26 protein-coding genes are annotated in these 24,216 nt (G+C 73.6%); 14 read left to right on the forward strand and 12 right to left on the reverse strand.

Features of this window, described 5'->3' with window-relative positions; translation table 11 throughout:
* The 8 genes from JFN87_RS17565 to JFN87_RS17600 all read right to left on the reverse strand — a co-directional run.
* Positions 1 to 399 (reverse strand): NAD-binding protein (locus tag JFN87_RS17565; protein ID WP_209341068.1); only part of this gene is annotated, 399 nt, incomplete at its 3' end.
* Between the two features lie 94 nt (positions 400 to 493).
* The gene (locus tag JFN87_RS17570) at positions 494 to 2,452 is read right to left on the reverse strand and encodes an ABC transporter permease (protein ID WP_209341039.1); all 1,959 of its coding nucleotides are present in this window, start codon (positions 2,450 to 2,452) and stop codon (positions 494 to 496) included.
* Between the two features lie 68 nt (positions 2,453 to 2,520).
* Positions 2,521 to 3,339, reverse strand: coding sequence for a molybdate ABC transporter substrate-binding protein (gene modA, locus JFN87_RS17575; RefSeq protein ID WP_209341040.1), 819 nt, complete (start codon positions 3,337 to 3,339; stop codon positions 2,521 to 2,523).
* Between the two features lie 114 nt (positions 3,340 to 3,453).
* On the reverse strand, positions 3,454 to 3,849 hold the full coding sequence (locus JFN87_RS17580) for a TOBE domain-containing protein (RefSeq protein WP_209341041.1): 396 nt from the start codon (positions 3,847 to 3,849) through the stop codon (positions 3,454 to 3,456).
* 99 nt (positions 3,850 to 3,948) lie between these two features.
* Positions 3,949 to 5,184: a methyltransferase gene (locus tag JFN87_RS17585; protein WP_209341042.1), complete on the reverse strand. Its 1,236-nt coding sequence runs from the start codon at positions 5,182 to 5,184 to the stop codon at positions 3,949 to 3,951.
* 13 nt (positions 5,185 to 5,197) lie between these two features.
* Positions 5,198 to 5,458, reverse strand: coding sequence for a hypothetical protein (locus tag JFN87_RS17590; RefSeq protein WP_209341043.1), 261 nt, complete (start codon positions 5,456 to 5,458; stop codon positions 5,198 to 5,200).
* 141 nt (positions 5,459 to 5,599) lie between these two features.
* Entirely contained in the window at positions 5,600 to 6,817 is a 1,218-nt protein-coding gene (gene manD, locus JFN87_RS17595; RefSeq protein WP_209341044.1) for a D-mannonate dehydratase ManD, read from the reverse strand.
* A gap of 75 nt (positions 6,818 to 6,892) precedes the next feature.
* Positions 6,893 to 7,462: a TetR/AcrR family transcriptional regulator gene (locus tag JFN87_RS17600; RefSeq protein WP_209341045.1), complete on the reverse strand. Its 570-nt coding sequence runs from the start codon at positions 7,460 to 7,462 to the stop codon at positions 6,893 to 6,895.
* A gap of 143 nt (positions 7,463 to 7,605) precedes the next feature.
* Here JFN87_RS17600 and JFN87_RS17605 point away from each other — a divergent pair, with 143 nt between their 5' ends.
* Positions 7,606 to 8,064, forward strand: coding sequence for a nuclear transport factor 2 family protein (locus tag JFN87_RS17605; protein WP_209341046.1), 459 nt, complete (start codon positions 7,606 to 7,608; stop codon positions 8,062 to 8,064).
* Positions 8,065 to 8,161: 97 nt separating this feature from the next.
* Positions 8,162 to 8,704 (forward strand): universal stress protein, encoded by a 543-nt coding sequence (locus tag JFN87_RS17610; RefSeq protein WP_209341047.1) that lies wholly within the window; start codon positions 8,162 to 8,164, stop codon positions 8,702 to 8,704.
* A gap of 48 nt (positions 8,705 to 8,752) precedes the next feature.
* Here JFN87_RS17610 and JFN87_RS17615 read toward each other — a convergent pair whose 3' ends face one another.
* Positions 8,753 to 9,778: a cation diffusion facilitator family transporter gene (locus JFN87_RS17615; RefSeq protein ID WP_372449244.1), complete on the reverse strand. Its 1,026-nt coding sequence runs from the start codon at positions 9,776 to 9,778 to the stop codon at positions 8,753 to 8,755.
* A gap of 400 nt (positions 9,779 to 10,178) precedes the next feature.
* Here JFN87_RS17615 and JFN87_RS17620 point away from each other — a divergent pair, with 400 nt between their 5' ends.
* The gene (locus JFN87_RS17620; protein WP_209341049.1) at positions 10,179 to 10,511 is read left to right on the forward strand and encodes a DUF6479 family protein; all 333 of its coding nucleotides are present in this window, start codon (positions 10,179 to 10,181) and stop codon (positions 10,509 to 10,511) included.
* Between the two features lie 79 nt (positions 10,512 to 10,590).
* On the opposite strand, the gene JFN87_RS17625 is transcribed toward JFN87_RS17620, so the two are convergent.
* The gene (locus JFN87_RS17625) at positions 10,591 to 11,073 is read right to left on the reverse strand and encodes a flavin reductase family protein (protein ID WP_209341050.1); all 483 of its coding nucleotides are present in this window, start codon (positions 11,071 to 11,073) and stop codon (positions 10,591 to 10,593) included.
* A gap of 151 nt (positions 11,074 to 11,224) precedes the next feature.
* On the opposite strand from JFN87_RS17625, the gene JFN87_RS17630 reads away from it, so the two are divergent.
* The gene (locus JFN87_RS17630) at positions 11,225 to 12,190 is read left to right on the forward strand and encodes an LLM class F420-dependent oxidoreductase (protein WP_209341051.1); all 966 of its coding nucleotides are present in this window, start codon (positions 11,225 to 11,227) and stop codon (positions 12,188 to 12,190) included.
* Positions 12,191 to 12,212: 22 nt separating this feature from the next.
* On the opposite strand, the gene JFN87_RS17635 is transcribed toward JFN87_RS17630, so the two are convergent.
* Entirely contained in the window at positions 12,213 to 13,013 is an 801-nt protein-coding gene (locus tag JFN87_RS17635) for a uracil-DNA glycosylase (protein ID WP_209341052.1), read from the reverse strand.
* Between the two features lie 70 nt (positions 13,014 to 13,083).
* Here JFN87_RS17635 and JFN87_RS17640 point away from each other — a divergent pair, with 70 nt between their 5' ends.
* The 4 genes from JFN87_RS17640 to JFN87_RS17655 all read left to right on the forward strand — a co-directional run bounded on the left by JFN87_RS17640 (position 13,084) and on the right by JFN87_RS17655 (position 17,079).
* Complete coding sequence (locus tag JFN87_RS17640; protein ID WP_209341053.1) at positions 13,084 to 14,370, forward strand: FUSC family protein; 1,287 nt, start codon at positions 13,084 to 13,086, stop codon at positions 14,368 to 14,370.
* A 415-nt stretch (positions 14,371 to 14,785) separates the two neighbouring features.
* Positions 14,786 to 15,316 carry an LAETG motif-containing sortase-dependent surface protein gene (locus tag JFN87_RS17645; protein ID WP_307865497.1) on the forward strand — a complete coding sequence of 177 codons (531 nt, stop codon included), beginning with the start codon at positions 14,786 to 14,788 and terminating at the stop codon, positions 15,314 to 15,316.
* 191 nt (positions 15,317 to 15,507) lie between these two features.
* A complete protein-coding gene (locus JFN87_RS17650) occupies positions 15,508 to 16,527 on the forward strand; it encodes a PHP domain-containing protein (RefSeq protein WP_209341055.1) in 1,020 nt (339 codons plus the stop codon).
* Between the two features lie 90 nt (positions 16,528 to 16,617).
* The gene (locus tag JFN87_RS17655; protein ID WP_245180168.1) at positions 16,618 to 17,079 is read left to right on the forward strand and encodes a DUF4190 domain-containing protein; all 462 of its coding nucleotides are present in this window, start codon (positions 16,618 to 16,620) and stop codon (positions 17,077 to 17,079) included.
* A gap of 39 nt (positions 17,080 to 17,118) precedes the next feature.
* On the opposite strand, the gene JFN87_RS17660 is transcribed toward JFN87_RS17655, so the two are convergent.
* A complete protein-coding gene (locus tag JFN87_RS17660; protein WP_209341070.1) occupies positions 17,119 to 18,201 on the reverse strand; it encodes an NAD(+)/NADH kinase in 1,083 nt (360 codons plus the stop codon).
* Between the two features lie 234 nt (positions 18,202 to 18,435).
* On the opposite strand from JFN87_RS17660, the gene JFN87_RS17665 reads away from it, so the two are divergent.
* The 6 genes from JFN87_RS17665 to JFN87_RS17690 all read left to right on the forward strand — a co-directional run bounded on the left by JFN87_RS17665 (position 18,436) and on the right by JFN87_RS17690 (position 24,184).
* Positions 18,436 to 19,032: a helix-turn-helix domain-containing protein gene (locus tag JFN87_RS17665; RefSeq protein WP_209341056.1), complete on the forward strand. Its 597-nt coding sequence runs from the start codon at positions 18,436 to 18,438 to the stop codon at positions 19,030 to 19,032.
* A 120-nt stretch (positions 19,033 to 19,152) separates the two neighbouring features.
* The gene (locus tag JFN87_RS17670; RefSeq protein WP_209341057.1) at positions 19,153 to 20,349 is read left to right on the forward strand and encodes an NAD(P)/FAD-dependent oxidoreductase; all 1,197 of its coding nucleotides are present in this window, start codon (positions 19,153 to 19,155) and stop codon (positions 20,347 to 20,349) included.
* A gap of 41 nt (positions 20,350 to 20,390) precedes the next feature.
* Positions 20,391 to 20,660: a (2Fe-2S)-binding protein gene (locus JFN87_RS17675; RefSeq protein ID WP_209341071.1), complete on the forward strand. Its 270-nt coding sequence runs from the start codon at positions 20,391 to 20,393 to the stop codon at positions 20,658 to 20,660.
* Positions 20,657 to 22,117, forward strand: a complete 1,461-nt coding sequence (locus tag JFN87_RS17680) for an FAD-dependent oxidoreductase (protein ID WP_307865498.1) — start codon at positions 20,657 to 20,659, stop codon at positions 22,115 to 22,117. Before JFN87_RS17675 ends, JFN87_RS17680 begins: the two co-directional genes overlap by 4 nt.
* 121 nt (positions 22,118 to 22,238) lie before the next feature.
* Entirely contained in the window at positions 22,239 to 23,183 is a 945-nt protein-coding gene (locus JFN87_RS17685; RefSeq protein ID WP_209341058.1) for a dihydrodipicolinate synthase family protein, read from the forward strand.
* Positions 23,183 to 24,184 carry a proline racemase family protein gene (locus JFN87_RS17690; RefSeq protein ID WP_209341059.1) on the forward strand — a complete coding sequence of 334 codons (1,002 nt, stop codon included), beginning with the start codon at positions 23,183 to 23,185 and terminating at the stop codon, positions 24,182 to 24,184. The genes JFN87_RS17685 and JFN87_RS17690 overlap by 1 nt, the downstream gene beginning before the upstream one ends.
* Positions 24,185 to 24,216: the final 32 nt, after the last annotated feature.

Here is a 24,216-nt window from a genome sequence, read left to right on the forward strand (position 1 = left end):
AAGCTCGGCGAGCAGCTCTCCGCCCTCGCCGCCCGCGCCCGCCTGGTCGAGCAGGGCCGAGAGCTGCTCGCCGAGCTTGCGGTTGTAGGCGCGAATCACCAGCCGCAGACGGGGGTTGGCCCTGCGGGCGGCGAGCGCCGCCCTGATGTTCACCTCGTCGTCCTCGTAGGTGAGCGCGAGCGCCGCCGCGTCGTCGAGCCCCGCCTCGATCAGCGTGCCGTCGTGGGGCTCGCGCGCCTCGATGACGCGCGGCCCCGCCGCGCGGCGCGCGCCGAACCGTGTCCGCGGGTGCTCGGCGGTGCCGGCCGGCGGCACGACGAGGACGACGTTCTCCCCGTACAACACGTGCAGTTCGGTGGCCAGTCGCCTGGCCAGGCCGTCGTCGCCGCACACGATCATGTGGCCGCGCGGGTGGTCGCCTCGTTGGTCGCGTGGGGCCTGCCGGGGAAGTGGGGACACGGTCACAGTCTGCCGAACCGCCGGGCCGGGTCGTTCAGAGGGTGACCAGGGTGATCTCGGTGGCCTTCACGCTCGTCCACACGCGGACGCCGTCGGCGAGATCGAGGTCGGCGGCGGCCGCCGGGGTGATCTCGGCGACGAGGTCGGGCACCTCGTCCGAGGTGACGAGGACCCGCAGCCTGCTGCCGCTCGCGGTGATCTCGCGGACCGTGCCGGGCCAGACGTTGCGGGGGCTGCCCTCGGGCCGCGTCCGGTACAGGCCGACGGCCTCGGGTTCGATGACGGCCAGCGCCGGTGCGGCCTCCGGCGCCGGGTCCGCGACGACGAGGCGGCCCGTGGGCGCCACGTCGAGCCCCCCGTCCCTGCAAGTGCCCGGCCACGCGTTGTGGCCGAGCATCCGCGCCACCCACGGCGAGCGTGGATGGCGAGAGACCTCGGCGGGCGGCGCGTCCTGCAGGGCGGCGCCGCCGTCGAGCACGAGGACGCGGTCGGCGAGCGACACGGCCTCGACCGGGTCGTGGGTGACCATCAGGCACACGCCGCCGAACCCGGCGAGGTGCGTGCGCAGGGTGTGCCGCACCTGAGCGCGGGTCGTCTGGTCGAGGGCGGCGAGCGGCTCGTCGAGCAGCAGCAGCCGGGGGCGTGCCGCGAGCGCGCGGGCGAGCGCGACACGCTGCGCCTGGCCGCCGGAGAGCTCGTGCGGCCTGCGGTGGGCGAGGTGGCCGACGCCGAGCCGGTCGAGCCACTGCCGCGCGCTGCGCCGCGCCTCGGCGCGCCCGACGCCGTGGGCCCGCAGCCCGTAGGCGGTGTTGGCGAGCGCGTTCAGGTGCGGGAAGAGAGCCCCGCTCTGCGGCACCCAGGCGACGCCGCGCCGGTGTGGCGGCAGCCGCGTCACGTCGCTGCCGCCGAGGCGGAGTTCGGCGCGGGCGCGCGGGGTGAGCCCGAGCAGGGCGCGCAGGAGGGTGGTCTTGCCCGCGCCGTTGGGTCCGACGACGGCGATGGTGGTGCCGCCGCCTGCCTGGAGGGTGAGCCGGTTGAAGCCGGTGACGTCGGCACGCAGGTCCCACCTCTCGGCGGGCACCGGCGGGACGTCCTCTGTTCCGGTCCCGGCGGCGGCCCCGGCCACGGCGTCGGGCGCGGCGTCCGGCTCACCGGCCTCCGGGGCGCTCCGTCCGGCAGCGGGGCGGCGGGCCGCGCCCGTACCGGCCCACCGGCCGCGCAGCGCGACGAGTACGGCCATCGCGATGACGAGCAGGAGCAGCGAGACGGAGGTGGCCGCCTCGGGCGAGTCCTGGAGCAGCAGGTAGACGCGCAGCGGCAGTGTCTGGGTGGAGCCGGGCAGGTTGCCCGCGAACGTGATCGTGGCGCCGAACTCGCCGAGGGCTCGCGCCCAGGTGAGCGCGGAGCCCGCGGCGAGCCCCGGCGCGACCATGGGCAGGGTGACGGTGAGGAACACCCGCAGCGGCGACGCGCCGAGGGAGGCCGCGGTCTCCTCGTAGGCGGGCCTGAGACCGGCCAGGGTGCCTTCGAGGCTGATGACGAGAAACGGCATGGCGACGAAGGCCGCCGCGACGATGGCGCCAGAGGTGTGGAAGGTCAGGACGATGCCGAAGGTGTGCTCGAGGAAGGGGCCGATCAGGCCGCGCCTGCCGAAGCCGAGCAGCAGCGCGACGCCGCCCACGGTGGGCGGCAGCACCATCGGCAGCAGCACGAGCGAGCGCACCAGCGTCTTGCCCGGGAAGTCGACGCGCGCGAGCAGCCAGGCCAGCGGGACACCGAAGATTAGCGAGAGCCCGAGCGCGCTGAACGACACGACGAGCGAGAGCTTGAGCGCGAGCAGAGTGTCGTGACCGGTGAGGTCGTGGAACAGCTCGTGCCATTGGGTGTCGGCGACGACCGCGACGAGCGGCAGGAGCAGAAACGCCACCGCGAGCACGGCCGGCACCGCCAGGGCGATGGGGGTGCCCGCCCCGCGCGTTCGCATGCGTGTCATCCGGTGTTCCTGACGTCTGCGGTGTCGTGCCGGTGTCGTGCGGTCGCGCCGTCCGCTCCTGAGGGACCCTACGGCTGCTGGAAGCCCGCCTTGCGCAGGATGGACTGCGCCTCGGGGGTGGTGAGCCACTTGACGAACGCCTGGGCGGCCGCCGACTGCTTGGAGTCCTTGAGGGTTGCGGCCGGATAGGACGCCACCGCGTTCTGCGCGTCCGGGATCGCGATGCTGTCGACCTTGTCGGGCGCGGTCGCCGCGTCGGTCTTGTAGACGATGCCGGCGTCGGCGCTGGTCTCGACCTTGGTGAGGACGGAGCGGACGTCGGCCTCCTCGGACTTGGGGTGGACCGTGACGTGCTGCTTCTTCAGGACCTGCGCGGCGTAGTTGCCCGCGGGCACGGCCGGGGCGGCGAGGACGACGGAGAGCTTGGGGTCGGCCAGGTCCTTCAGCGTCTTGACGTGGTGGGGGTTGCCCTTCTGCGTGACGATGACGAGGCGGTTCTTCGCGATGATCGTCGGCGCTCCGACGTCGGACCCCGCGTCGCCCATGGTCTTCGTGTTGGCCGTGACCAGCACGTCGGCGGGTGCGCCCTGCTTGACCTGGGCGACGAGTGCCTGGGAGCCGGCGAAGGAGAACTTCACCCTGGTGCCGGGGTGCTCCTTCATGTACGTGTCGCCCGCGGTCTTGAAGACGTCGGTGAGGGAGGCGGCGGCGAGCACGGTCAGGTCGGCCGCAGGGGCCTTGCCCGACGAGGAGGACGCGGCCCCGCTCGCGGAGGCCGATCCCGCCTTGTCGCCGCTGCCGCCGTTCGAGCAGGCCGCGGCGAGCGGCAGGACGAGTGCGGCGACGGCGAGTGCGGCGGCCGAACGGCGGCTGGTGGCAGGTCGCATGGGACGGTGACTCCTCGGGCGTGGCGGGCCGGGACGGGCCCGCGAGCGGATGGGGCAGGAGCGCCGGGGACGGGCGACGCGGTGCGTGCGGCGGTGGTAAGGGGTGGTGGTACTTCAGCCGCGGTCGACGTGCACGTTGGTGGCCTTCACCCGCGCCGTGGCACGCATGCCGACCTCCAGGCCGAGTTCCTCGACGGCCTCGCGGGTGAGCAGGGAGACGAGCCGGTGCGGCCCCGCCTGGATCTCGACCTGGGCGGCGACATCGCCCAGGGTGACGGCGGTGACGATGCCCGGAAAGGCGTTGCGGACCGACGTGTAGGGCTCGTCGCCCTCGTCGGCGCCGCTCTGCGCGACCTCGACGGAGAAGGCCGCGAGGTCGCGGCCTTCGATGAGGCGGCGCCCCGCCTCGTCGCGGTGCGTGGCGACCCGGCCGGCGTCGGCCCAGCGGCGCGCGGTGTCCGGGCTCACCCCGAGCAGCCTGGCTGCCTGACCGATCGTGTACGACTGCATGCGCGACAAGATAGGCCGTTCAGCCTGGCATTTACAACCTGTTGGATGGATCTACATGGCAGATGCGACCGTGCGTGGAGGATCGTCCGAAGCGCGCCGTCAGCCCTTGATCGCGCGCAGGACCACGAACTTCGGATCGCTCGCGACGACCTCGCACCGGCCGAAGAGCCGGCGGAGCTTGGCGTGGTAGCCGAGGTGCCTGTTGCCCACGACCCACAGCTCTCCCCCGGGGCGCAACGCGGCCCTCGCACCGGTGAACATGCGCCAGGCCGTCTTGTCGGTCGTCGCCTGGTGGCTGTGGAACGGCGGGTTGTTGAGTACGAGGTCCACGCTGCCAGCGGCCGTCTCGCGCAGCGCGTCGCCGAGCACGAAGTGGGCCGACGGGGCCTTGGCCGCCCCGCCAAGGCCCGGCGCGAACGCCTCCTGGAACGCCTCCTGGAACGTCGCCCGGGCGGAGGCGATCGCCGAGTGGGACTCGTCGACGAAGGTGACGCGCGCCTCGGGGTTGGCGAGCGCGGCCGCCGTGCCGACGACGCCGTTGCCGCAGCCGAGGTCCACGACGTGCTCGGGGCCGTGCCGCTCGGGCAGGTGGCGCAGGAAGAACCGGGTGCCGATGTCGAGGCGCTCCGCGCAGAAGATCCCGGCGTGGCCCACGGCCGTGCGGCCCGACATGACGCCCACGTCCCGCGGCAGCGCGTACCGCACGGGCCAGGGGTTGGGCGGTCGCGCGGGCCCGTCGCCCACCTTGTCCGCGGCCGGGGTGGTCAGGACGAGGCGGGACTTGTGGGCGGCGAGGGTGGTCCTGGTCTCGCCGACGACGTCCTCGAAGAGCCGGAGGGTCGAGTTGTGGATCTCGGTGGTGCGTCCGGCGCCGACGACGAGTGAGCCCGGGTGCAGCGCGGGGGCGAGCCGGTGCAGCTGGTCCTCCAGCAGGGCGAGGCTCTTGGGCACGCGGACGAGGAGGACGTCGACGCGCGCGGGGGGCGTGTCGCGCGCGGACAGCAGGCTGACGGTCTCGCTGTCCGCGCCCGAGCGGCGGAGGTTCGCCCGGGTCGCGCACTGGGTGAGGTGGCTGTCCGTGATCTGCACGAGCGGCCCGCGCGGGGCGAGCGGGCCCGCGGGGAGCTGTTCGAGCCGGGCGGCAGCGAGGGCTGTTGTCAGGGCGCCCCAGCGGTCGCCGGCGACGACGACCGTGCCGGTCAGGTCGGCCGCGGTGTCGGCGAGGTGGCTGAGCAGGTACGTGTCGGCGCCGTCCCAGGCGCGCAAGGGGTCGCGGGCGTCCTCGGGGTAGCGGGTGAGGACGTGTTCGCCCCAGGGAGTCGTGAAACCGTTCATGGTGGTCAGCAGGCTAGCCGCCGGGGGCGGGCCGTCCGTACTCGCCACCGCGGCCGGCCCTGCGGGCGCGGTCGAGGGCCGACTGCGCCTGGGTGCGGCTCAGCACGGCGGCGAACTCGGCGCGCGCGATGTCCAGGACCACGTCGGCGTTCGCCGGCGGGTGCGGGTGGTCGCGCAGGGCGATGTCGGCCGCGGCGCGGGCGAGTATGTCGTCGTCGGGCGCCGCACCGGGCCGCGACAGCGAGTGCAGCACCTGGAGCCAGAGGGCGGGCATGGCGTCACTTTCCTTCGTTCCCCGTGTGGACGGTCCGCCACCTTCCGTGACGAGCATGCCACGCGGAGCGCCGCCGCACTCCCCGTTCCGCGAACAATCCGGCCCGGTGCCGGTGAGGGCGGCGGCGTATGCCCGCTTCGGCTACCAGTCGTGGACGGTGCCGTCGAGGAGGCGGTTCACGGGCAGGTACGCCGGTTCGTACGGATACCTGCCCGCGGCCTCCGCGTCGAAGTCGACGCCGAGTCCCGGCAGCTGCGAGGGGCGCAGCATTCCGTCGGTGAAGGTGTGCGAGGGCCGGAAGACCTCGAGCGTCCGCTCCGCGTGCCACGTGTACTCCTGGATGCCGAAGTTGTGCACGGCCGTGTCGAGGTGGACGGCCGCGGCCATACCGACAGGGGAGATGTCGGCGGGCCCGTGGATTCCGGACTTGACGCCGTGGACGGCCGCCAGGTCGAGGAGCTTGCGCATGGCGGTGACGCCGCCGATGTGGGTGACCGCGGAGCGCGCGTAGTCGATCAGCCGCTCGGACAGCAACGGACCGTAGTCGTGGAGCGAGTTGAAGACCTCGCCGATGGCGAGCGGCGTGGTGGTGTGCCCACGTACGAGGCGCAGGGCCGACGGGTCCTCCGCGGGTGTCGCGTCCTCCAGCCAGAACAGGTCGTACGGTTCGAGGTCCTTGCCGAGGCGGGCGGCCTGGACGGGCGTCATCCGGTGGTGCCCGTCGTGCAGCAGGGGCAGTTCGGGCCCGAACTCGGCGCGGACGGCCTCGAAGACGCGCGGGATGTGGCGCAGGTACGCGGCGGTGTCCCACGTCTCCTCGAAGGGGCGCGGGTGCCCGGACGCGCCGGCCCGCGCGCCGCCGCGGTCGGAGTCCGCCACGCCGTACACCGCGTCGAGCCCGGGGACGCCCGCCTGGACGCGGACGGCGCGGAAGCCCTGCTCGCGCACCGCGCGCACCGAGTCGAGCACCTCGGGTATGTCGCGGCCCGAGGCGTGCCCGTAGGCGAGGGCGCCGGTGCGGGAGGCGCCGCCGAGCAGCTGGTAGAGCGGCATACCCGCCGCCTTGGCCTTGATGTCCCACAGCGCGGTGTCGACGGCCGCGACGGCGGCCATCGTCACGGGCCCGCGCCGCCAGTAGGCGCCGCGGTAGAGGTACTGCCAGGTGTCCTCGATCCGTCCCGCGTCGCGCCCGGCCAGCAGCGGTGCGATGTGGTCGCGCAGGTACGAGGCGACGGCCAGCTCACGGCCGTTGAGCGTGGCGTCGCCGACGCCGGTGAGGCCCTCGTCCGTGCTGATTCGGAGGGTGACGAAGTTGCGGCCTGGGCCGGTGACGATGGTGTCGGCTGCGATGATCTTCATGCGGACGCGGCTCCTGTCGTGGACGAGAGGGGTGCGCGTCCAGCATGCCCGCCCGGTGCGGCGGCGCACCGGGGCTCAGGGCGTTCGCGCTCCTGCGTACGCGGCGAGCAGCAGCGCGGCCGCCTCGCGTGCCTGCGCCGCGGGGCGCGCGCAGCCGAAGACGCCGGCGGTCACCATCGCGCCCTCGGCGAGCAGCAGCAGGTGGTCCGTCGCCGCGTCCGGCAGTCCGGCCGCCGCGACGAGGCCGGCGAGGTACGCGCGGAACGCCGTCTTGTGTGCCGTGGCGAGCGCGGCGACGGCCGGGCTCGTGGCGCCCAGTTCCCCGTGGGCGTTGATCCACGCGCAGCCACGGAAGCCGGGCTCGCGGAACCACTCGCCCAGGAAGTCGAAGACGGTGAGGACCCGCTCCCCGGGGTCGCTCGCGCGCTCGACGCGGTCCGCCAGCCTGCGCCGCCAGGCGACGTCCCTGCGCTCCAGGTAGGCCTGGACGAGCTGGTCCTTGGCCGGAAACAGCTGGTAGAGACGCTTGAGCGACACACCGGACGCCGTACGGATCTCGTCCATGCCCACGGCGCGGATCCCGCGCTCGTAGAAGAGCCGTTCCGCGGCATCGAGAGCCTGCCGGCGGGCGGCCGTGCCGTCCATGATCCTTCACCACTCCTCGCCGGCGCTTGACCGGGATTCCGGTGGTACTTACCGTAACAGCGGAGCGGAGAACGCTGGTTCTCCGGGTGTGCGCAGGGCGGCTCCCCGGCCGCACAGCGCGCGACGACGTCGGAAGGCAGCCCATGAACGCTCGTCCACCGCTTCCCCCCTTCACCCGGGAGACCGCGGCGCAGAAGGTCCAGTCCGCCGAGGACGCCTGGAACACCAGGGACCCCGAGAAGGTCGCACTCGCGTACTCGGAGGACTCGGTGTGGCGCAATCGCGACGCCTTCGTCACGGGCCGCGCCGAGATCGTCGCCCTGCTGACACGGAAGTGGTCACGCGAGCTCGACTACGCGCTGCGCAAGGAGCTGTGGGCGTTCGACGGCGACCACCTCGCCGTCCGGTTCCAGTACGAGTGCCACGACGCGGACGGCCAGTGGTGGCGCTCGTACGGCAACGAGCTGTGGGAGTTCGACGAGAACGGGCTGATGAGCCGCCGCGAGGCGAGCATCGACGACGTCCGCATCGAGGAGGGCGAGCGGCGCATCTTCGGCGCGCGGCCACAGGACGGGCACGGAGCGTCCTTCCCGCTGCGGTGAGGGGCCGGCGCACTTCGCACCCGCCGCCGGGCGGCGGTTCAATGGAGTGAGGGACCGGACCGGCGAGGCACGACGGGGCCGAGGAGCGTGGAGGGCCATGCACACGACGGGTGAGCGGCGGGTGGTCGTCGGGGTGAGCGGCTCGCTGGGCAGCATCGCGGCGCTGCACAGGGCCGTGGCAGAGGTGCGCTCCGCGGGCGGGACGCTGTGGGCCGTGCTCGCGTGGGAGGCGCCGCTGACGGAGCTGGGCCCGCGCGGCTCCTTCCCGTCCCCCTCGCTGAGCGAGGACTGCCGCCGCGAGGCCGTCGACGTGCTGGTCGCGGCGCTCGACACGGCCTTCGGCGGCGCGGAGCCCGGCGTGCCCACCGAGTGCTTCGTGGCGCGGGGCGCGCCGGGGCAGGCGCTGGTCGACATCGCGGACCGCGAGGACGACCTGCTCGTGGTGGGCACGGGCCGCCGCGGCCTGTGGCGCCGCGCCCTGTTCCCGTCCGTCGCGCGCTTCTGCGTGGCACACGCGGCCTGCCCGGTCCTGACGGTGCCGCCGTCCCCGCTCCAGCGAACGCTCGAGGCGGTGACCCGCGGCCACGGCTCGCGCATGGACCTGCGCGAGCTGAAACATCCGGCCGTCGGCGGCGCGTGAACGCGGTGCAGGTACGAGCGCGCCGCCCAAGGGACGGTGCGGCGCCGGTCAGTCCCGGGACGGCGCCTCTGTGATGTCGATGAAGACCTGGTCGGCCTCGGGCCAGGCCTTGGTGATCGCCTTCTTGATGCGTACGCACACCGTCTCGACCCGCTCGCTGTCCATGCCCGGCACGAGGTCGACGCGCGCCGCGACCAGCGCCGAGTCGAGGCCGAGTTTCATCGTCAGCAGCGCGGCCACGTTGTCGATCTCCGGCTGTTCGCCGAGCAGACCGCGGATGCGGTCGCGGGTCTCCTCGTCGACCGCCTCGCCGATCAACTGCCCGCGAGCCTCCGAGCCGAGACGGTAGGCGATGTAGACGAGCAGGAGGCCGATGGCGAAGGACGCGCTCGCCTCCCACACGATGTTTCCGGTGATCCAGTGCAGCGACATGCCGGCCATGGCGAGGAGGACGCCGAGCACCGCTGTGGAGTCCTCGGCGAGCACCGTCCGCAGCGTCGGGTCCTCGGCCGCGCCCTTCTTCGACGCGCGCAGCTGGAGCACGGCACGCGCCAGCGAGGTGCCCTCGGCGATCAGGGAGACCCCGAGGACGACGAGGCCGATGATGTAGCCGGTGGAGCCCTCGTTCTCGTCCGACCTCAGGGCCTCGAACCCCTGGAAGAACGAGAAGCAGCCGCCCATGACGAAGATGCCGACGGCGGCGAGCAGCGCCCAGAAGTACCGTTCCTTGCCGTAGCCGAAGGGGTGCCTGCTGTCGGCAGCCTTGCGGCTGCGTTTGAGTGAGGCGAGGAGGAAGACCTCGTTGAGGGAGTCGGCGACCGAGTGCGCGGCCTCCGACAGGAGGGCGGGCGAGCCGGAGAAGAGGCCGCCCACGGCCTTGGCGACGGCGATGATCAGGTTCGCTGTGAGGGCGACGAGGACGGTGGTGCGCGTCGTGCCGTCCTTCTTGCCCTTCTCGCGCTGCTGGGCGCCCTCACCGTGCGTGGGCGTGGTATCGGGCTCTTCCCGGCTCAACCGCCTCGTCCCCCCTCGTCCCGTCCAGGTGCGTGGCCGTGCATCGTCGTGCGCGGCCACGAGGGCCGTCATGCACGGCCACGACGGCCGCGTGCCCCGGCCCCGGGGCGCGAAACCCGGGACGGAGGCGTTGGGCGGTCAGCGGCGCCTGAGGCGCCGGCGGGAGTGTGCGGGTCCGTTCCTGGGCTCCGGCTCCCGCATCAGGAATTCCTCGAGACGGCCCATCCCGACGACCACACCGAGCATCGCGGGTGGGAAAAGTACGCCGCACAGCATGGGTATGAGACCCATGGCCCAGCCCCTTCCTGGTTCGGCGGGCGTTCCCGGCGGCGTCCCGGGTGCCTCGATCCGGCGGGCGCAAACCTGTGGCATGGCGTTCTTCAGCCGAGCGGGTGAAGAATTCGTCCCCGTCGACCGTCCAGTGGTCATCACTGGCGGCCGAAGGGGTACTCGATCGCTCATGAACCCACCGAACATGCTGTACGCACACGACGTGGTCCTTGCGGCCGGCAACGTCTGGATGTTCCCGATCGGGCTGGTGATCGTGATCATTCTCGTCGGGGGATTCTGGTTGGGTTTCCGCCGCAGGGACGACGTCAACCACCACCCGGGCCCGCAGGAGCACCCGCGCAGGCCTGAGCACCAGAGCCATGTGGAGGGTACGGGCGACGGGAACGAGACGTTCCCCAAGGACGGCCGTCTGCTGCCGCACGAGCTCGGCGGCCACGGCGAGGAGGTCAAGCCGCGCGACGAGCACGAGGGCGAGCGCAAGGGCCCACCGCCGCTTGCCTGACCCCACCGCCGGCGGCACACGTGCCGCATCGCAGGGCGCCCCTTGCCCGAGGGGCGCCCTGAGGTGCGCCGGGTGCGGGTCAGCCGGCGGCGTGGCCAGGGGTGACGTCGAGTACGTCGGTGAGCGTGAGCAGCCTGCCCCGTTCCGCCCCGCCCTCGCACGCCGACGCGGTGGGCGTGAGCAGGTGCCCCGTGTGGTCGCCGCCGTCGATACGGTCCTCGACGCGCCCGACGTACCAGGCCGGTACGCCGTCGAGCAGCGGGACGCCCTCGGGGCCCGGCCGCCACGGGATGCCGTCGAACTTGTCGGTGTCGTCGCCCGTGCGCGCCCCGAACAGGACGGCGAGCGCGCGCTGGCCTGGGCCGAGCAGATGGACCCCGAGGTGGCCGGCCGCGGTCGCCACGCGGTGGGTGTGGTTCGCCTTCGAGATCCACACCGTGTGCCGCTCGGGCTCGATGGAGCACGGGCCGGCGAACCCGACGAGGCACCCGGCGCGCTCGCCCGCCGCCGCGGCGGTCACGATGTACATCGGCCCGTCCAGCAGCCCGGCGAACCCCGTCATGGCGTACCTCCTCGGGGCCCGGGCGCATCGGCCGCTCCCCCGTCGTCCCATGTGACGCGTGTACGGGCCCCGGGTACCCCGCAGCACGGGCACGAAGCGCGAGCGGCCGGCCGCCGCGTTTCGGGCGGGCGGATGTGGCTACCCGACGATCATGGTGCAGATCGGATACACGATGATGACGGAGCAGGCCGGCCCCGCCGACCTCGTGGAGCACGTGGTCGGGGCGGAGCGTGCCGGTTTCGACTTCTCCGTGACCTCGGACCACTACTTCCCGTGGCTGGACGAGCAGGGCCACGCGCCGTACGCGTGGAGCGTGCTCGGCGCGGCGGCGCAGGCCACGGAGCGCATCCCGCTGATGACGTACGTGACGTGCCCGACGATCCGCTACCACCCGGCGGTCGTGGCGCAGAAGGCGGCGACCCTGCAACTGCTGTCCGGCGGACGCTTCAGGCTCGGTCTCGGCGCGGGAGAGAACCTCAACGAACACGTGGTGGGCGCCGGATGGCCGGCGGCGAGCGTGCGGCACGAGATGCTCGAGGAGGCCGTGGAGATCATCCGCGCGCTGTTCGCCGGCGGGTACGTCACCCACCACGGCACCCACTACGACGTCGAGCACGCCAGGCTGTGGGACCTGCCCGAGGGCCCGCCGCCGATCGGGGTGGCGGCGTCGGGGCCCAGGTCGGCGGAGCTGGCGGGCCGCGTGGCCGACCTGCTGATCGCGACGGATCCGGAGGCGTCGATCGTCGGCGACTTCGACCGGGCGGGCGGCGCGGGCAAGCCCCGGGTGGGACAGGTGGCGGTCTCGTACGGCACGGACCGCGACGCGGCGATCGCCCGGGCCCATGAGCAGTTCCGGTGGAACGTCGGGCCGTGGCCGGTGAACGCGGAGATCCCCACCACGAAGGGGTTCGCGGGCGCGACGGCACTGGTGACCCCGCAGGACGTGGCGTCCGCGGTGGCATGCGGTGACGACGTGGACGACTTCGTGGCGGCCGTGCGGCCCTTCGTGGAGGCCGGCTTCACCGAGGTCGCGCTGGTGCAGGTGGGCGGCGACCAGCAGGCGCCGTTCCTCCCGTGGGCGGCGAAGGAGCTGCTGCCGGCGCTGCGCGAGCTGTAGCGCCGCTCGGCGCTTCGAGTCGTCACGGCAGGATGCCTGCCGCGTCCGCCGCGCCGGCCAGCACCTCACGGAGCATCAGCGGTGTGAGCCGCCCGGTGAAGACATTGCGCTGGCTGACGTGGTAGCAGCCGAACAGGTCCAGCGTTCGCCGCCCGTCACGTTCGCCCAGCGTCACCCGCGCGCCGTGCCCGAAGGCGGGACGTGGCCTCGGCAGCACCCAGCCCGCCTCCGCCAGCGCGGGCATCAGGGCCTGCCAGCCGAAGGCGCCGAGGACGACGACCGTGCGCAGCGTGGGGGCAAGGAGCTGGAGCTCGCGGGCGAGCCACGGGCGGCACGTGTCGCGTTCGGCGGGTGCCGGGCGGTTGGCCGGCGGCGCGCACCGCACCGGTGAGCTCATCCGTACGCCCCGCAGCGTCATGCCGTCGTCCGCCGCCACCGGGTCCGGGCGGGACGCGAGCCCGAGGGCGTGCAGAGCGGCGAAGAGCACGTCGCCCGACCTGTCGCCGGTGAACATCCGGCCCGTCCTGTTGGCGCCGTGCGCGGCCGGGGCGAGGCCGACGATGAGAAGTGAGGCGTCAGCGGGCCCGAAGCCGGGTACTGGACGCGCCCAGTACCGCTGGCCCCGGTAGGCCGGCGGATCGTCGTGTGCCTTCTCCTCGCGCCAGGCCACCAGCCGCGGGCACGCGGCGCAGTGCGTGACGCGGGCGTCGAGACCGGCCAGCGAGGGCTCGGTTGCGGCTGCCGCCCGCGGAAACGCCGGGTCACCGGGGTCGCCGAAGGCGCCGGGGTCTTCGGAATCGTCGAGGTCGTCGCGGCTGCGCATTCGGGTGACGGTACCGGAGGGGACGCGGCCGTGCCGTTCCGAGTGACGCACGAGGGGGAAGGAGCGTGAGGTGTTCGACGTCCGAAATCGTGTGAAGGCCTCGGCCGCGCGCGTACTGCGGCTGCGCAGGGAGCCCGTGGTCGTCCAGACCCTGCGCTCGACGGCGGCGGCGACCATCTCGTTCATCGTCGCGGAGCGGCTGTCCAGTGAGGCGGCGCCCCTGACGGCGCCGCTCACGGCGCTGCTCGTCACCCAGGTGACGCTCTACTCCACCATCCGGCTGAGTCTCACACGGGTGAACGCGGTCGTCACGGGCGTCCTGGTGGCGGTCGGCTTCAGCGCCCTGGTGGGCCTCGCCTGGTGGAGCCTCGCGCTCATCATCCTGATGGCGCTCGTGGTGGGGCGGATCGTGCGCGCGGGGGACTTCGTCGTCGAGGTGGCGATCAGCGCGATGCTGGTCCTCGGTGTGACGCAGGTGCAGGTGGAGTCCACTGCCTGGACGAGGGTCCTCGACACCCTGATCGGCGCGGGCGTGGGTCTGCTGTTCAACTTCCTGTTCATCCCGCCCGTGTGGGTGGAGACGGCCGGCGAGTCGATCGAGGCGCTGGCCCGCAGGATCCGCCAGCTGATGCTGCGTATCAGCGACGGGCTCGCGGACCCCACCACGGTGGAGACCGCCGCCGCCCGGCTGCACGAGGCGCGCAGGATCGACCAGGAGATCACCGACGTCGACGCGGAACTGCGGCAGGCGGAGGAGTCCCTGCGCCTCAACCCGCGCGTGCGCGAGGGGCTGCTGCACCGGGTGGTGCTGCGCACCGGGCTCGACACGCTGGAAATCTGCGCCGTGGTCGTGCGTGTCCTCGCGCGGACGCTGACGGACCTGGCGAAGGCCCGTCTGGAGGAGCCGATGTTCCCGCCCGAGACGGGTGCCGCGATGGAGAACGTGATCGCCAGGATGGGCGACGCGATCGTGAGCTTCGCCGTCCTCGTCACCACGCCGGTCAGCGCGAACGCCGAGCGCGCGGAGACACGGCTCACCGAGGACCTGGAAGAGGCGCGCGGTGAGCGTGAGAAGGTGGCGCAGCTGCTGCTCGAGGTGGTGCGCGAGCATCCGGGCGAGTGGCAGCTGCACGGGGCACTGCTCACCGAGATGGACCGCATCCTCGACGAACTGGATCTGGAGAACCGCTCGATACGGCTGATGGAGGAGTTGGACAGCTCCACGCGCAGGCAGCGCGAGAAGTACCGGTGGCTGAGGGAGTGGCGGGCACGGCTGGGCGACGGTGCGCGTCGCGCCCGCGAGGTGCCCAGGCCGCGGCGCGGCGGCGACCGCGGGGGGAAGGGAAATCGCAGCTGACGGGGTGGGTTGAGAGGCGACCGGAGGCCCGATCGCGCCTCCTTGACCATTTCTTTATGCATCTATCGGTTATTTGTAACAAACCCCGCCTGACGTGCGGAAGTTCGGTGACTGACGGCGTGTTGGGTGGCGCACGAACCACCTCGTCATCCTCCCCAACCCGGACATCCGGCACGTGAGGAACCCGAGTTGGCAGAGGTGAGCGGCGGACACGAGTGACGAGGGCGGTACTGTGCGCCCGGCCGCCATCGTGGGCGGCGCTTGTACTCCCCGGAGGAAATCTGTGACTCGATTCGGATCGCTCAGGCGCCCTGGGGCCCTGATATCGGTCGCGGCGGCGGGCGTGCTGGGAGTGGGCCTCGCGGCCGGCCCGGCGTCTGCGCACACGCCCAGGTGGCAGCTCACGTGTGACAGCGTGTCGGTCAATCTGCAGGCCTACGACGGCCAGTCCACCAACACCGTGGAACTGATGGTGGACGGCAAGGACCTGGTGCCCGTCACCACGTTCGGCAGCAGCTTCCAGCGGCAGCACCTCGATCTCCCGGACCACGGCGCGGAGATCACGGCCCACCTGGTCGTCAAGGCGGGCGACAACGCCAAGTACGACTTCGACGACACGAAGACGGTGAAGGACTGCCCCATCAAGTCCACGCCGCCGACCGCTCCGCCGTCGTCGCAGCCCCCGTCGTCGCAGCCGCCGTCGGCGCCTGCGAGCTCGGCGCCCGCGAGCTCCGCCCCGGCGAGTTCCGCGCCCGCGAGCCCGGCCCCGGCGTCCTCGTCGGCCGCCGCCGCGCCGGTCGCCTCGCCCAGCGCGTCGGGCGACAACCTGGCCGAGACCGGTTCGTCCAGCTCGACCCCCGTCATCGCCGGTGCGGCCGCCGTCGTGGTGATCGCCGGAGCGGGCATCCTGTGGGCGTCGCGCAAGCGTCGCGCCGCGCAGCACTGATCCGGCGCCCGAGGAGGTCCGCCGCGCGGCCGGTCCGGTGACGGACCGTGCCGCGGTACGCCGGGGGCGCGGCACCTCCTCGTGGGCGGATCGGAGCACAGGGGCCCCGCGTGCGTCATCACCGACGCCGCGGGGCCCCTTCGCGTCCGCCGCCGGATGCGGGTGCGAACGGCCGCACCGACAATGGGCGCATGGACCCGGTGATGGCGCTCGACAGGATCGCGTTCCTGCTGGAGCGGTCGGGCGCGGAGACCTACCGGGTCAAGGCGTTCCGCACCGCGTCCGGCGTGGTGTCGGCGATGGGGGCCGACGAGTTGGCCGCGCGCCTCGCCGCCGGCTCGCTGACCCGCGTGGCCGGCATCGGCCCGCGCACCGCGGAAGTGGTGCGGGAGGCCGCCGACGGCACCGTGCCCGGCTATCTGGCCCGGCTGGAGTCCGAGCACGCGGGGCCGCTCGCCGAGGGCGGGGAAGAGCTGCTCGCGGCGCTGCGGGGCGACTGCCACCTGCACTCGGACTGGTCGGACGGCGGCAGCCCCATCGAGGCGATGGGCGCGGCGGCTGCCGGGCTCGGGCACGAGTGGGCCGTGCTCACGGACCACTCCCCCCGCCTGACGGTCGCGCGCGGGCTGTCCCCGGACCGGTTGCGCGAGCAGCTGGACGTCGTCGCGGAACTGAACGGCCGCTGGGCGCCGTTCCGGCTCCTGACCGGCATCGAGTGCGACATCCTCGACGACGGTTCGCTCGACCAGGAGCCCGAACTCCTCGCGCGGCTCGACCTGGTGGTCGTGTCCGTGCACTCGAAACTGCGGATGGACCGGCATGCCATGACGCGCCGCATGGTCGCGGCCGTCAGCGATCCGCACGCGGACGTGCTCGGCCACTGCACGGGGCGGTTGCTGACGGGACGCGGGCGCCCCGAGTCGGAGTTCGACGCGGATGCCGTGTTCGCGGCGTGCGCGGAGTCCGGTACGGCGGTGGAGATCAACTGCCGCCCTGAGAGGCTCGACCCGCCGCGCCGGCTGCTGCGCGCCGCGGTCGCGGCGGGCACGCTGTTCGCCGTCGACACCGACGCGCACGCGCCGGGCCAGCTCGGCTGGCAGCAACGCGGGTGCGCCAGGGCCGAGGAGTGCGGGGTGCCGGCCGAGCGGGTCGTCAACACGTGGTCCGCACAAGCCCTGTTGGAGTGGACGGGACGGCAGCGCGCGAGCTGAACCGCCGGCTTGCCCGACTGCACCGGCCCAGCGGGGGCACAAGTGGGATGACGTTGCTCCCGACCGGTACACGGAAGAAGTTGGTGCCACATGTCGTCCACGCCCGGGCCTTCCTCATGGTCCTCAGGCGAGCAGCCCAACGAGGGACTGCCCTCGGCCCCGCCCTACGCGGGTCCGCAGGGCGACCCGGGTCATCCGCAGCAGAGGCGCGGCAACGGCATGGCGGTCGCCGCGCTCGTGCTGGGCATCCTCGCCATCGTGTTCTTCTGGACGGTGTTCGGCGGCATCGTCCTCGGCATCATCGGGCTCGTGCTGGGCATCTTCGGCGCCCGCAGGGCCCGCGGCGGCATGGCGCCGCACCGCGGGATGGCGATCACGGGAGCCGTGCTGGGCGCGATCGGCCTGATCGCGGGCGGCCTGATCATCGCCCTGGGCGTCTCGATCCTGAACTCGCACGAGTTCAAGAACTACAGCGACTGCCTGCAGCACGCCCACAGCCAGTCGGACCGGCAGCAGTGCGTGGACGACTACAAGAACGACGTCAAGCACTGAGCGTGCAGGCATTGAGCGTGCAGGCGCTGAGCGCCTCCGTCACGCCTCCTGGCCGCCCGTGCGGCGCTCGTCCACGGGCGGCAGGCGCAGGTGCGCCAGGTCGGCGGGGACGGGCCCCGGGGGCCTGCCGAACGGGTCGAGCGGCCCTTCCCCGTCCGTGGCGGGCGCGTCGGTGAGGCGGAAGCGGTGGCGCAGTCGCTGGTAGAAGTCGGTGGGCGCGAGCCTGATCAGGGGCAGCCGGTAGTCGGCCGCGTGGACGGCGATCCAGTCGCCGGGCTCGAGCACGCCGCGCAGCCGGCCGTCGACGCTGAGCGCGGCGGGCCCCGAGTGCGGCAGGACGCGCAGCGCGACGGGTTCGTCGGGCGCGGCCACGACCGTGCGGTCGAAGGTCATGTGGGGTGCCACCGGGGTGAACACCACGGCGTCCATGTTCGGTGAGAGCACCGGGCCGCCCGCGGCGAAGCTGTAGGCCGTGGAGCCGGTGGGGGTGGCCACGATGGCGCCGTCCGCCGAGTACGACGCGAGCAGCCGGCCCGCGACGTAGACGCCGAGGTCGACCTGGCGGTCGCGGACGAGCTTCTCCAGGACGATGTCGTTGAGCGCCGCGACGTCCAGGGCCACGCCCCAGTCGTCGACGCCGTCGGCCTCCTCGCGCACCTCCGGCGGGGGCAGGGCGGGCCCGCGTCCCGACCGCAGCAGCGCCTCCATGCTGGTGGGGATGCGCAGCGGCTTCGACGCGCGCAGGGCGAGCGTCATGCGGGTCTCGACGAGGGCGCGGTCCTCGTTGACGGCGTCCAGCGCGGCGACGACGTCCTGTGCGGGCACCTCGGTGAGGAAGCCGACCGTGCCGAGGTCGACGCCGAGCACGGCCCCGTCGCCCTTCGCGGCGATGCGGGCGCCGCGAAGGAACGTGCCGTCGCCGCCGAGCGTCACGACCAGGTCGGGGTGGCCGGAGACCGTCCGCCGATCCTCCTCCGCGTGCCGCGGGCCTTCGCGCTGCCACACGTCGATCTCCGTGCACCGCACGTTGTGCAGGGCGCCCCACGTGTGGACGTCGGCCGCCACCCGCAGCGCGTCCCTGCGGCCGTGGTGCACCACGAGCCCCATCCGCTTCACCGTCACCGTGTGCTCCCTGGCGAGACGTCGTCCTCTCACTGTGCCCCCTTCCGGAACGCGTGGCTTCCCGGGAAGCCCGGAACTGCCGTCCCCCGAGGCCGTGGGGCGTTCGTGCCGCCTTACACTCCGGTGCCAGGTCCGTTCGGTCACCGCACGCTCGAGCTGTTCACTATGCCGAACGACATGCGCGGACCACCCGTACGCTGAGACGAACGCAGCCGACCGCCGTAGGAGCATCGAGTGACCCCCGCAAGCAGTTCGGTCAGGGACGTCCTGGCCGCCAACCTCAGACGCGAGCGCACGCGCCGCGGCCTGTCCCTGTCGGAGCTCTCGCGGCTTTCGAAGATCGGCAAGGCGACGCTCTCCCAGCTGGAGTCGGCCACGGGCAACCCGACGATCGAGACGGTGTTCAGCCTCTCGCGCGCGCTGGAGATGCCGATCTCGGACCTGCTCGACACGCGCCGCACCGACACGGTGACGGTGGTGCGCGCGGCGGATGCCGAGGTGCTCAGCGGCGAGGGCGTCGACCTGCGGCCGCTCCAGCGCATCGAGACCGGCGGTGTGATCATGGAACTCTACGACCAGCAGGTGAGGGCGGACTCGCGCCAGCCGTCGCTCGGGCACGCGGGCACCGAGCACACGGTCGTGCAGAGCGGGACGCTCGCGGTGGAGGTGGACGGGCACCGCGTGGAGCTCGGCGCCGGCGACTACGTGTCGTTCGACGCGTCACTGCCGCACTGCTATGCGGCGCCCGACGGGCCCGTGCACTCGGTGCTCCTCCTGCACTACAGGTCGGGCGCCGGTGAGCCGCAGGAGCGGCACGGCGCGCCGCACTGAGCGGTCGTACCGCGCGGGCCGCGCAGGGCGTTACGTACCGGGCGGCCATGGTCAGCCGTTGACACCCATCCCCGGGCGACCTAGTCTCAGGTCGTTCGCTTTACAGAACGAGGAGGACGGGTGGACCGAACGCGTGTCGTGATTCTCGGTGCCGGCATCGTCGGGTCCGCCTGTGCCAGGGAACTCGCCCTCGCGGGTTGCGACGTCCTGGTGATCGACCGGGGCGGCCCGGCTGCCGCGACTACCTCCCACGGCGAGGGCAACATCCTGCTGTCCGACAAGGGCCCGGGGCCCGAACTCGAACTGGCGAAACTCTCCCGGCGCCTGTGGCCCGAGGTGCTGACGGACCTCGGCGGCCTCGCCGTGCAGGCCGAATGGCAGCCCAAGGGCGGCATCGTGGTGGCCACCACCCGGGCGGGCGCCGACGGTCTGCGGCCGTTCGCCGCGTCCCAGCGGGCGTCGGGGGTGGTGGCCGAGGCGATGGACGCGGACGCGCTGCGCGCCGCCGAGCCGCACGTCACCCGCGAGCACACCGCGGCCGTGCACTACCCGCAGGACGCCCAGGTGCAGCCCGCCGGCGCGGCCGCGGCGCTCCTCTCAGGCGCCCTCGCGGCCGGCGCGTCCCTGCGCTCCGGCCGCGAGGTGCTCGGCGGCGTCGTGCGCGGCGGCCGGCTGACGGGCGTCCGCACGTCCCACGGCACGCTGGAGGGCGACGTCTTCCTCAACGCGGCGGGTCCCTGGTCGGGCGAGCTCGCCGCGCGGCTCGGCGCGCCCGTCGACATCAGGCCGAGGCGCGGCGAGGTGCTGGTGACCACACCGCTCCCACCGACGGTGTTCCACAAGGTGTACGACGCCGACTACGTCGGTGCGGTCGGCAGCGGGGCCGGCGATCTCCAGACGTCCGCCGTCGTCGAGGCGACACTCGCGGGCAGCGTGCTGCTCGGCTCGTCGAGGCGCCGCGTCGGATTCGACGCCAGGACGCGCCCCGAGGTGCTGTCCGCGATCGCGGCGAAGGCGCTGAGGCTCTTCCCGTCACTCGCGCGAGTGCCCGTGATGCGTGCCTACGGCGGCTTCAGGCCGTACGTTCCCGACCATCTGCCGGTGATCGGCCCCGATCCGCGGCTGGCCGGGCTGTGGCACGCGAGCGGCCACGAGGGCGCGGGCATCGGCCTGTCGGTGGGGACGGCGCGGCTGGTGCGCGCGCTGCTCGACGGGCGCGAGCCGGAGATCGACGCCGGCCCGTTCCGGGTGGACCGGCCGGCGGTGCTGGGTGAGGACGTACCGGCCGGGTCCACGGCCGGGGAGGAGACGACGTGAGTCCGAGGCTCGTGCCACATGCCACCGACCCCGTGCGGCGCATGGAGACACCGGTGACCGTGACCGTCGACGGCGAACCGGTGCGCGGCATCGCGGGGCAGACCGTCGCGGGGCTGCTGCTGGCGTCCGGGCGCACGGCGTGGCGGGCCACCGGGTCCGGGGCGCCGCGCGGTGTGTTCTGCGGGATCGGTGTGTGCTTCGACTGCCTGGTGACGGTCAACGGCGAGCGCGATGTGCGGGCCTGCCGCAGGCGCGTGCACGAGGGCGACGCGGTCTCCACGCAGGCACGGGACGAGCGGGGCGAGCGGTGAGCGCGGGCACGGGCGGCACGGGCCGCCATGTGGTGGGCCGCCATGTGGTGGTCGTGGGCGCGGGCCCCGCGGGTCTCGCGGCCGCCGACGCGGCGCTCGCGGCGGGTGCGCGCGTCACACTGGTCGACTCGGCGGAGCAGCCGGGCGGCCAGTACCACCGGATGCTGCCCGACGCGTACGAGGCGGCCAACCCCGACGTACTGCAGCACGGTTACAACGCGTTCGAGCAGCGCTCGATGCGGGTCATCGGGCACCGGCGCTCCACCTGGCTCGCGGACACGTCGGTGTGGGCGATCGAGCGGGACGACCCGTCGCGCGCCCCGCTGGTGCACGTGCTCACCGGCGGATTGCCGCGCGAGCGGCGGACGCTCCGCCCGGACGCGCTGGTGCTGGCGCCCGGCGCGCATGACCGCGTACTGCCCTTCCCCGGCTGGGAGTTGCCCGGCGTGTTCACGGCCGGGGCCGCGCAGGCGCTCGCGAAGGGCGAGAGGGTGGCTGTCGGCGACCGGGTCGTGGTGGCGGGCACGGGACCGTTCCTGCTTCCGGTCGCGGTCTCGCTGCTCGAAGCCGGGTCGCGGGTGGTGGAGGTGCTTGAGGCCGCGCGCGCCGCCTCCGCGACGCGCGGCTGGCTGCGCAAGCCCTGGGAGCTGGCCGCGCAGGCGGGCAAGACCGGCGAACTCGCCTCGTACACGGCGGCGCTGGCCCGCGAGCGTGTGCCGTACCTGCCGGGCCGCGCCGTGATCGAGGCACGCGGCGACGGACGCGTGGAGGAGGTCGTGAGCGCGCGGGTGCGCGGCGACTGGTCGGTCGTGCCGGGCACCGAGCGGGTGACGGCGGCGGACGCGGTGTGCGTCGGCCACGGCTTCACACCGCGCCTGGAACTCGCGGTCGCGTCCGGGTGCGAGCTGCGCGGCTCGGCGCCCGCCGAGGTGTTCGTCGAGGTCGACGGGGAGCAGCGCACGAGCGCGCCCGGCGTGTACGCGGCGGGCGAGGTCACCGGCATCGCGGGCGCGCCGGCCGCACGCGCGGAGGGCGCGGTGGCGGGCTGGTTCGCCGCGGGGGGCGACCCTTCGGCGCGCACCCTCGCACCGCTGCGCCGCGCCCGCGACCAGGGCCGCGCGTTCGCCGAACGGCTCGCCCACGCGCATCCGGTCGGGAGGGAGTGGCCCGGCTGGCTGCGCGGCGACACGATCGTGTGCCGGTGCGAGGAGACGGACTACGCGGCGGTGTGCGCGGCGGCGGGCGACCCGGTGTCGTCCGAGGCGCGGGTCGCGCGGCTCGGTACGAGGGCCGGGCTCGGCCCCTGCCAGGGGCGGATGTGCGGGGTGACGGTGGCCGAGCTGAGGGCGCGGCTCGGCGCGCCGGACCCGGATCCGGCCGCGCCGCACCGCAGGCCGGTCGCGGAACCGATCCGCCTCGCAGAACTCGCCGCACCGCCGGCGGAGCGTGAGGGGTGACCGCCGGCGCGGTCAGCCGCGCCCACCGCTGCTCCCGGTGTCGTCCGCCCGGCCCGCCCAGCCCATGCCACCCGTCAAGTCCGTCCAGGCCTTCCCGTATGACCAGAAGGAGATCGCGCAGATGACCACCTCGTCCCCCGGCGCCGTGCTCAACGGCGTCGTCGTCGCCACAGCCCTGCCCTACCGCGAGGACGCCTCCGCGCCCGCCGGGCTCGCCGTCGACCTCGACAAGTACGCCGAGCACTGCTCGTGGCTCGTCGACAACGGCTGCGACGGTGTCGGCCCCAACGGCTCGCTCGGCGAGTACTCGTCGCTCACCGACGACGAGCGCCGCGCCGTCGCCCGCACGGCGATCGGGGCCGTCGCCGGACGCGGCAAGGTCATCGTCGGCGTGCACGGCGTCGGTTCGCACCTGGCCGCCCGCTGGGCGGAGGCGGCGGCCGAGGACGGCGCGGACGGTGTGCTGTGCCTGCCGCCCACCATGTACCGCGCCAACCCGGGCGAGGTCATCGCGCACTTCGAGGCCGTCGCGGCCGTCGGGCTGCCTGTCATGGTCTACAACAACCCCTTCGACACGAAGGTGGATCTGACCCCTGCGCTGCTCTCCGAGATCGCCGCGATCGACAACGTGTTCGCGGTGAAGGAGTTCTCCGGCGACGTGCGGCGCGTGCTGGAGATCAAGGAGCAGGCGCCAGGACTCGACGTGATCAGCGGCGCCGACGACGTGGTGCTCGAAAGCCTCCTGATGGGCGCCGCCGGCTGGTTCGCCGGGTTCCCCAACGTCTTCCCCGCCGAGTCGGCGCGGCTGTTCCAGCTGGCGCGCGCGGGCAAGCTTGAGGAGGCGCGGGCGCTGTACGAGCCGCTCGTCGCCGCTTTCCGCTGGGACTCGCGCACCGAGTTCGTCCAGGCCATCAAGCTCGGCATGGAGATGGTGGGCCGCTACGGCGGTCCGTGCCGCCCGCCGCGCGGCCCCCTCGTGCCCGCGTTCCGCGAGCAGGTCACGGCCGACATGCGGCGCGCGATCGACGCCCTGGCCGCGCTCGGCGACGAGGGGCAGCGGGCCTGATGCGCAGTGTCCGCACACTCAGTGCCGTCGACTCGCACACCGAGGGGATGCCCACGCGCGTCGTCACCGGCGGCGTGGCGCCCATCCCCGGCGAGTCGATGGCGCGGCGGCGCGCGTACGCCGTCGAGCACCTGGACGAGCTGCGGCGGTTCCTGGTGGACGAGCCGCGCGGTCACTCCGCCATGAGCGGAGCGATCCTCCAGCCCCCGCTGCGCGAGGGCGCCGACTGGGGGGTGCTGTACATCGAGGTGAGCGGCTTCCTGCCGATGTGCGGGCACGGCACGATCGGTGTGGCGACGGTCCTGGTGGAGACGGGGATGATGGCGGTGACGGAGCCGGAGACCGTCGTGCGCCTCGACACGCCTGCCGGGCTCGTCGAGGCGCGCGTGGCGGTGAGCGACGGGGTGGCCGAGAGCGTGACCCTGCGCAACGTCGACGCGTTCGCGCTCGCGCTGGACGCGACGGTCGCGGTGCCCGGCCTCGGCGAGGTCCGCTACGACATGGCGTACGGCGGCAACTTCTACGCCATCGTCGACCTGGCCTCCATCGGCCTGCCCTTCGACCGGGCGCGCAAGGACGAGATCCTCGCGGCCGGCCTGGCGATCTCCGACGCGATCAACGCCGCCGCCCCGCCGGTGCACCCGGCCGACCCGGTCATCCGGGGCTGCAAGCACGTGCAGTTCCTCGCGCCGGGCTCCGACGCGCGCCACTCGCGCAACGCGATGGCCATCCAGCCGGGCTGGTTCGACCGCTCGCCGTGCGGCACGGGCACGTCGGCGCGGATGGCGCAGTTGCACGCGCGCGGCGAACTGTCCGTCGGCGCGCCGTTCGTGAACGAGTCGTTCATCGGCACCCGCTTCACGGGGCGGGTGGTCGCGGAGACGGAGGTCGCGGGCAGGCCCGCGATCGTGCCGGAGTTCACCGGGCGGGCGTGGATCACCGGCATGGGTACATACCTGCTCGACCCGGACGACCCGTTTCCGCACGGCTTCGTGCTGTAGGGCCGGCCGGACGTCGCCCGGGTTCCGTGGCT

Origin of the sequence: Streptomyces montanisoli, assembly GCF_017813245.1 — a bacterium.
GTDB lineage: Bacteria > Actinomycetota > Actinomycetes > Streptomycetales > Streptomycetaceae > Streptomyces > Streptomyces montanisoli.

What these genes read in the sequence shown, in the direction of transcription:
- JFN87_RS17570 (WP_209341039.1), bottom strand. Translation starts at nt 2,452, where the DNA reads ATGACACGCATGCGAACGCGCGGGGCGGGCACCCCCATCGCCCTGGCG.
- modA (WP_209341040.1), bottom strand. Translation starts at nt 3,339, where the DNA reads ATGCGACCTGCCACCAGCCGCCGTTCGGCCGCCGCACTCGCCGTCGCC.
- JFN87_RS17580 (WP_209341041.1), bottom strand. Translation starts at nt 3,849, where the DNA reads ATGCAGTCGTACACGATCGGTCAGGCAGCCAGGCTGCTCGGGGTGAGC.
- JFN87_RS17585 (WP_209341042.1), bottom strand. Translation starts at nt 5,184, where the DNA reads ATGAACGGTTTCACGACTCCCTGGGGCGAACACGTCCTCACCCGCTAC.
- JFN87_RS17590 (WP_209341043.1), bottom strand. Translation starts at nt 5,458, where the DNA reads ATGCCCGCCCTCTGGCTCCAGGTGCTGCACTCGCTGTCGCGGCCCGGT.
- manD (WP_209341044.1), bottom strand. Translation starts at nt 6,817, where the DNA reads ATGAAGATCATCGCAGCCGACACCATCGTCACCGGCCCAGGCCGCAAC.
- JFN87_RS17600 (WP_209341045.1), bottom strand. Translation starts at nt 7,462, where the DNA reads ATGGACGGCACGGCCGCCCGCCGGCAGGCTCTCGATGCCGCGGAACGG.
- JFN87_RS17605 (WP_209341046.1), top strand. Translation starts at nt 7,606, where the DNA reads ATGAACGCTCGTCCACCGCTTCCCCCCTTCACCCGGGAGACCGCGGCG.
- JFN87_RS17610 (WP_209341047.1), top strand. Translation starts at nt 8,162, where the DNA reads ATGCACACGACGGGTGAGCGGCGGGTGGTCGTCGGGGTGAGCGGCTCG.
- JFN87_RS17620 (WP_209341049.1), top strand. Translation starts at nt 10,179, where the DNA reads ATGAACCCACCGAACATGCTGTACGCACACGACGTGGTCCTTGCGGCC.
- JFN87_RS17625 (WP_209341050.1), bottom strand. Translation starts at nt 11,073, where the DNA reads ATGACGGGGTTCGCCGGGCTGCTGGACGGGCCGATGTACATCGTGACC.
- JFN87_RS17630 (WP_209341051.1), top strand. Translation starts at nt 11,225, where the DNA reads ATGGTGCAGATCGGATACACGATGATGACGGAGCAGGCCGGCCCCGCC.
- JFN87_RS17635 (WP_209341052.1), bottom strand. Translation starts at nt 13,013, where the DNA reads ATGCGCAGCCGCGACGACCTCGACGATTCCGAAGACCCCGGCGCCTTC.
- JFN87_RS17650 (WP_209341055.1), top strand. Translation starts at nt 15,508, where the DNA reads ATGGACCCGGTGATGGCGCTCGACAGGATCGCGTTCCTGCTGGAGCGG.
- JFN87_RS17655 (WP_245180168.1), top strand. Translation starts at nt 16,618, where the DNA reads ATGTCGTCCACGCCCGGGCCTTCCTCATGGTCCTCAGGCGAGCAGCCC.
- JFN87_RS17675 (WP_209341071.1), top strand. Translation starts at nt 20,391, where the DNA reads ATGGAGACACCGGTGACCGTGACCGTCGACGGCGAACCGGTGCGCGGC.
- JFN87_RS17685 (WP_209341058.1), top strand. Translation starts at nt 22,239, where the DNA reads ATGACCACCTCGTCCCCCGGCGCCGTGCTCAACGGCGTCGTCGTCGCC.
- JFN87_RS17690 (WP_209341059.1), top strand. Translation starts at nt 23,183, where the DNA reads ATGCGCAGTGTCCGCACACTCAGTGCCGTCGACTCGCACACCGAGGGG.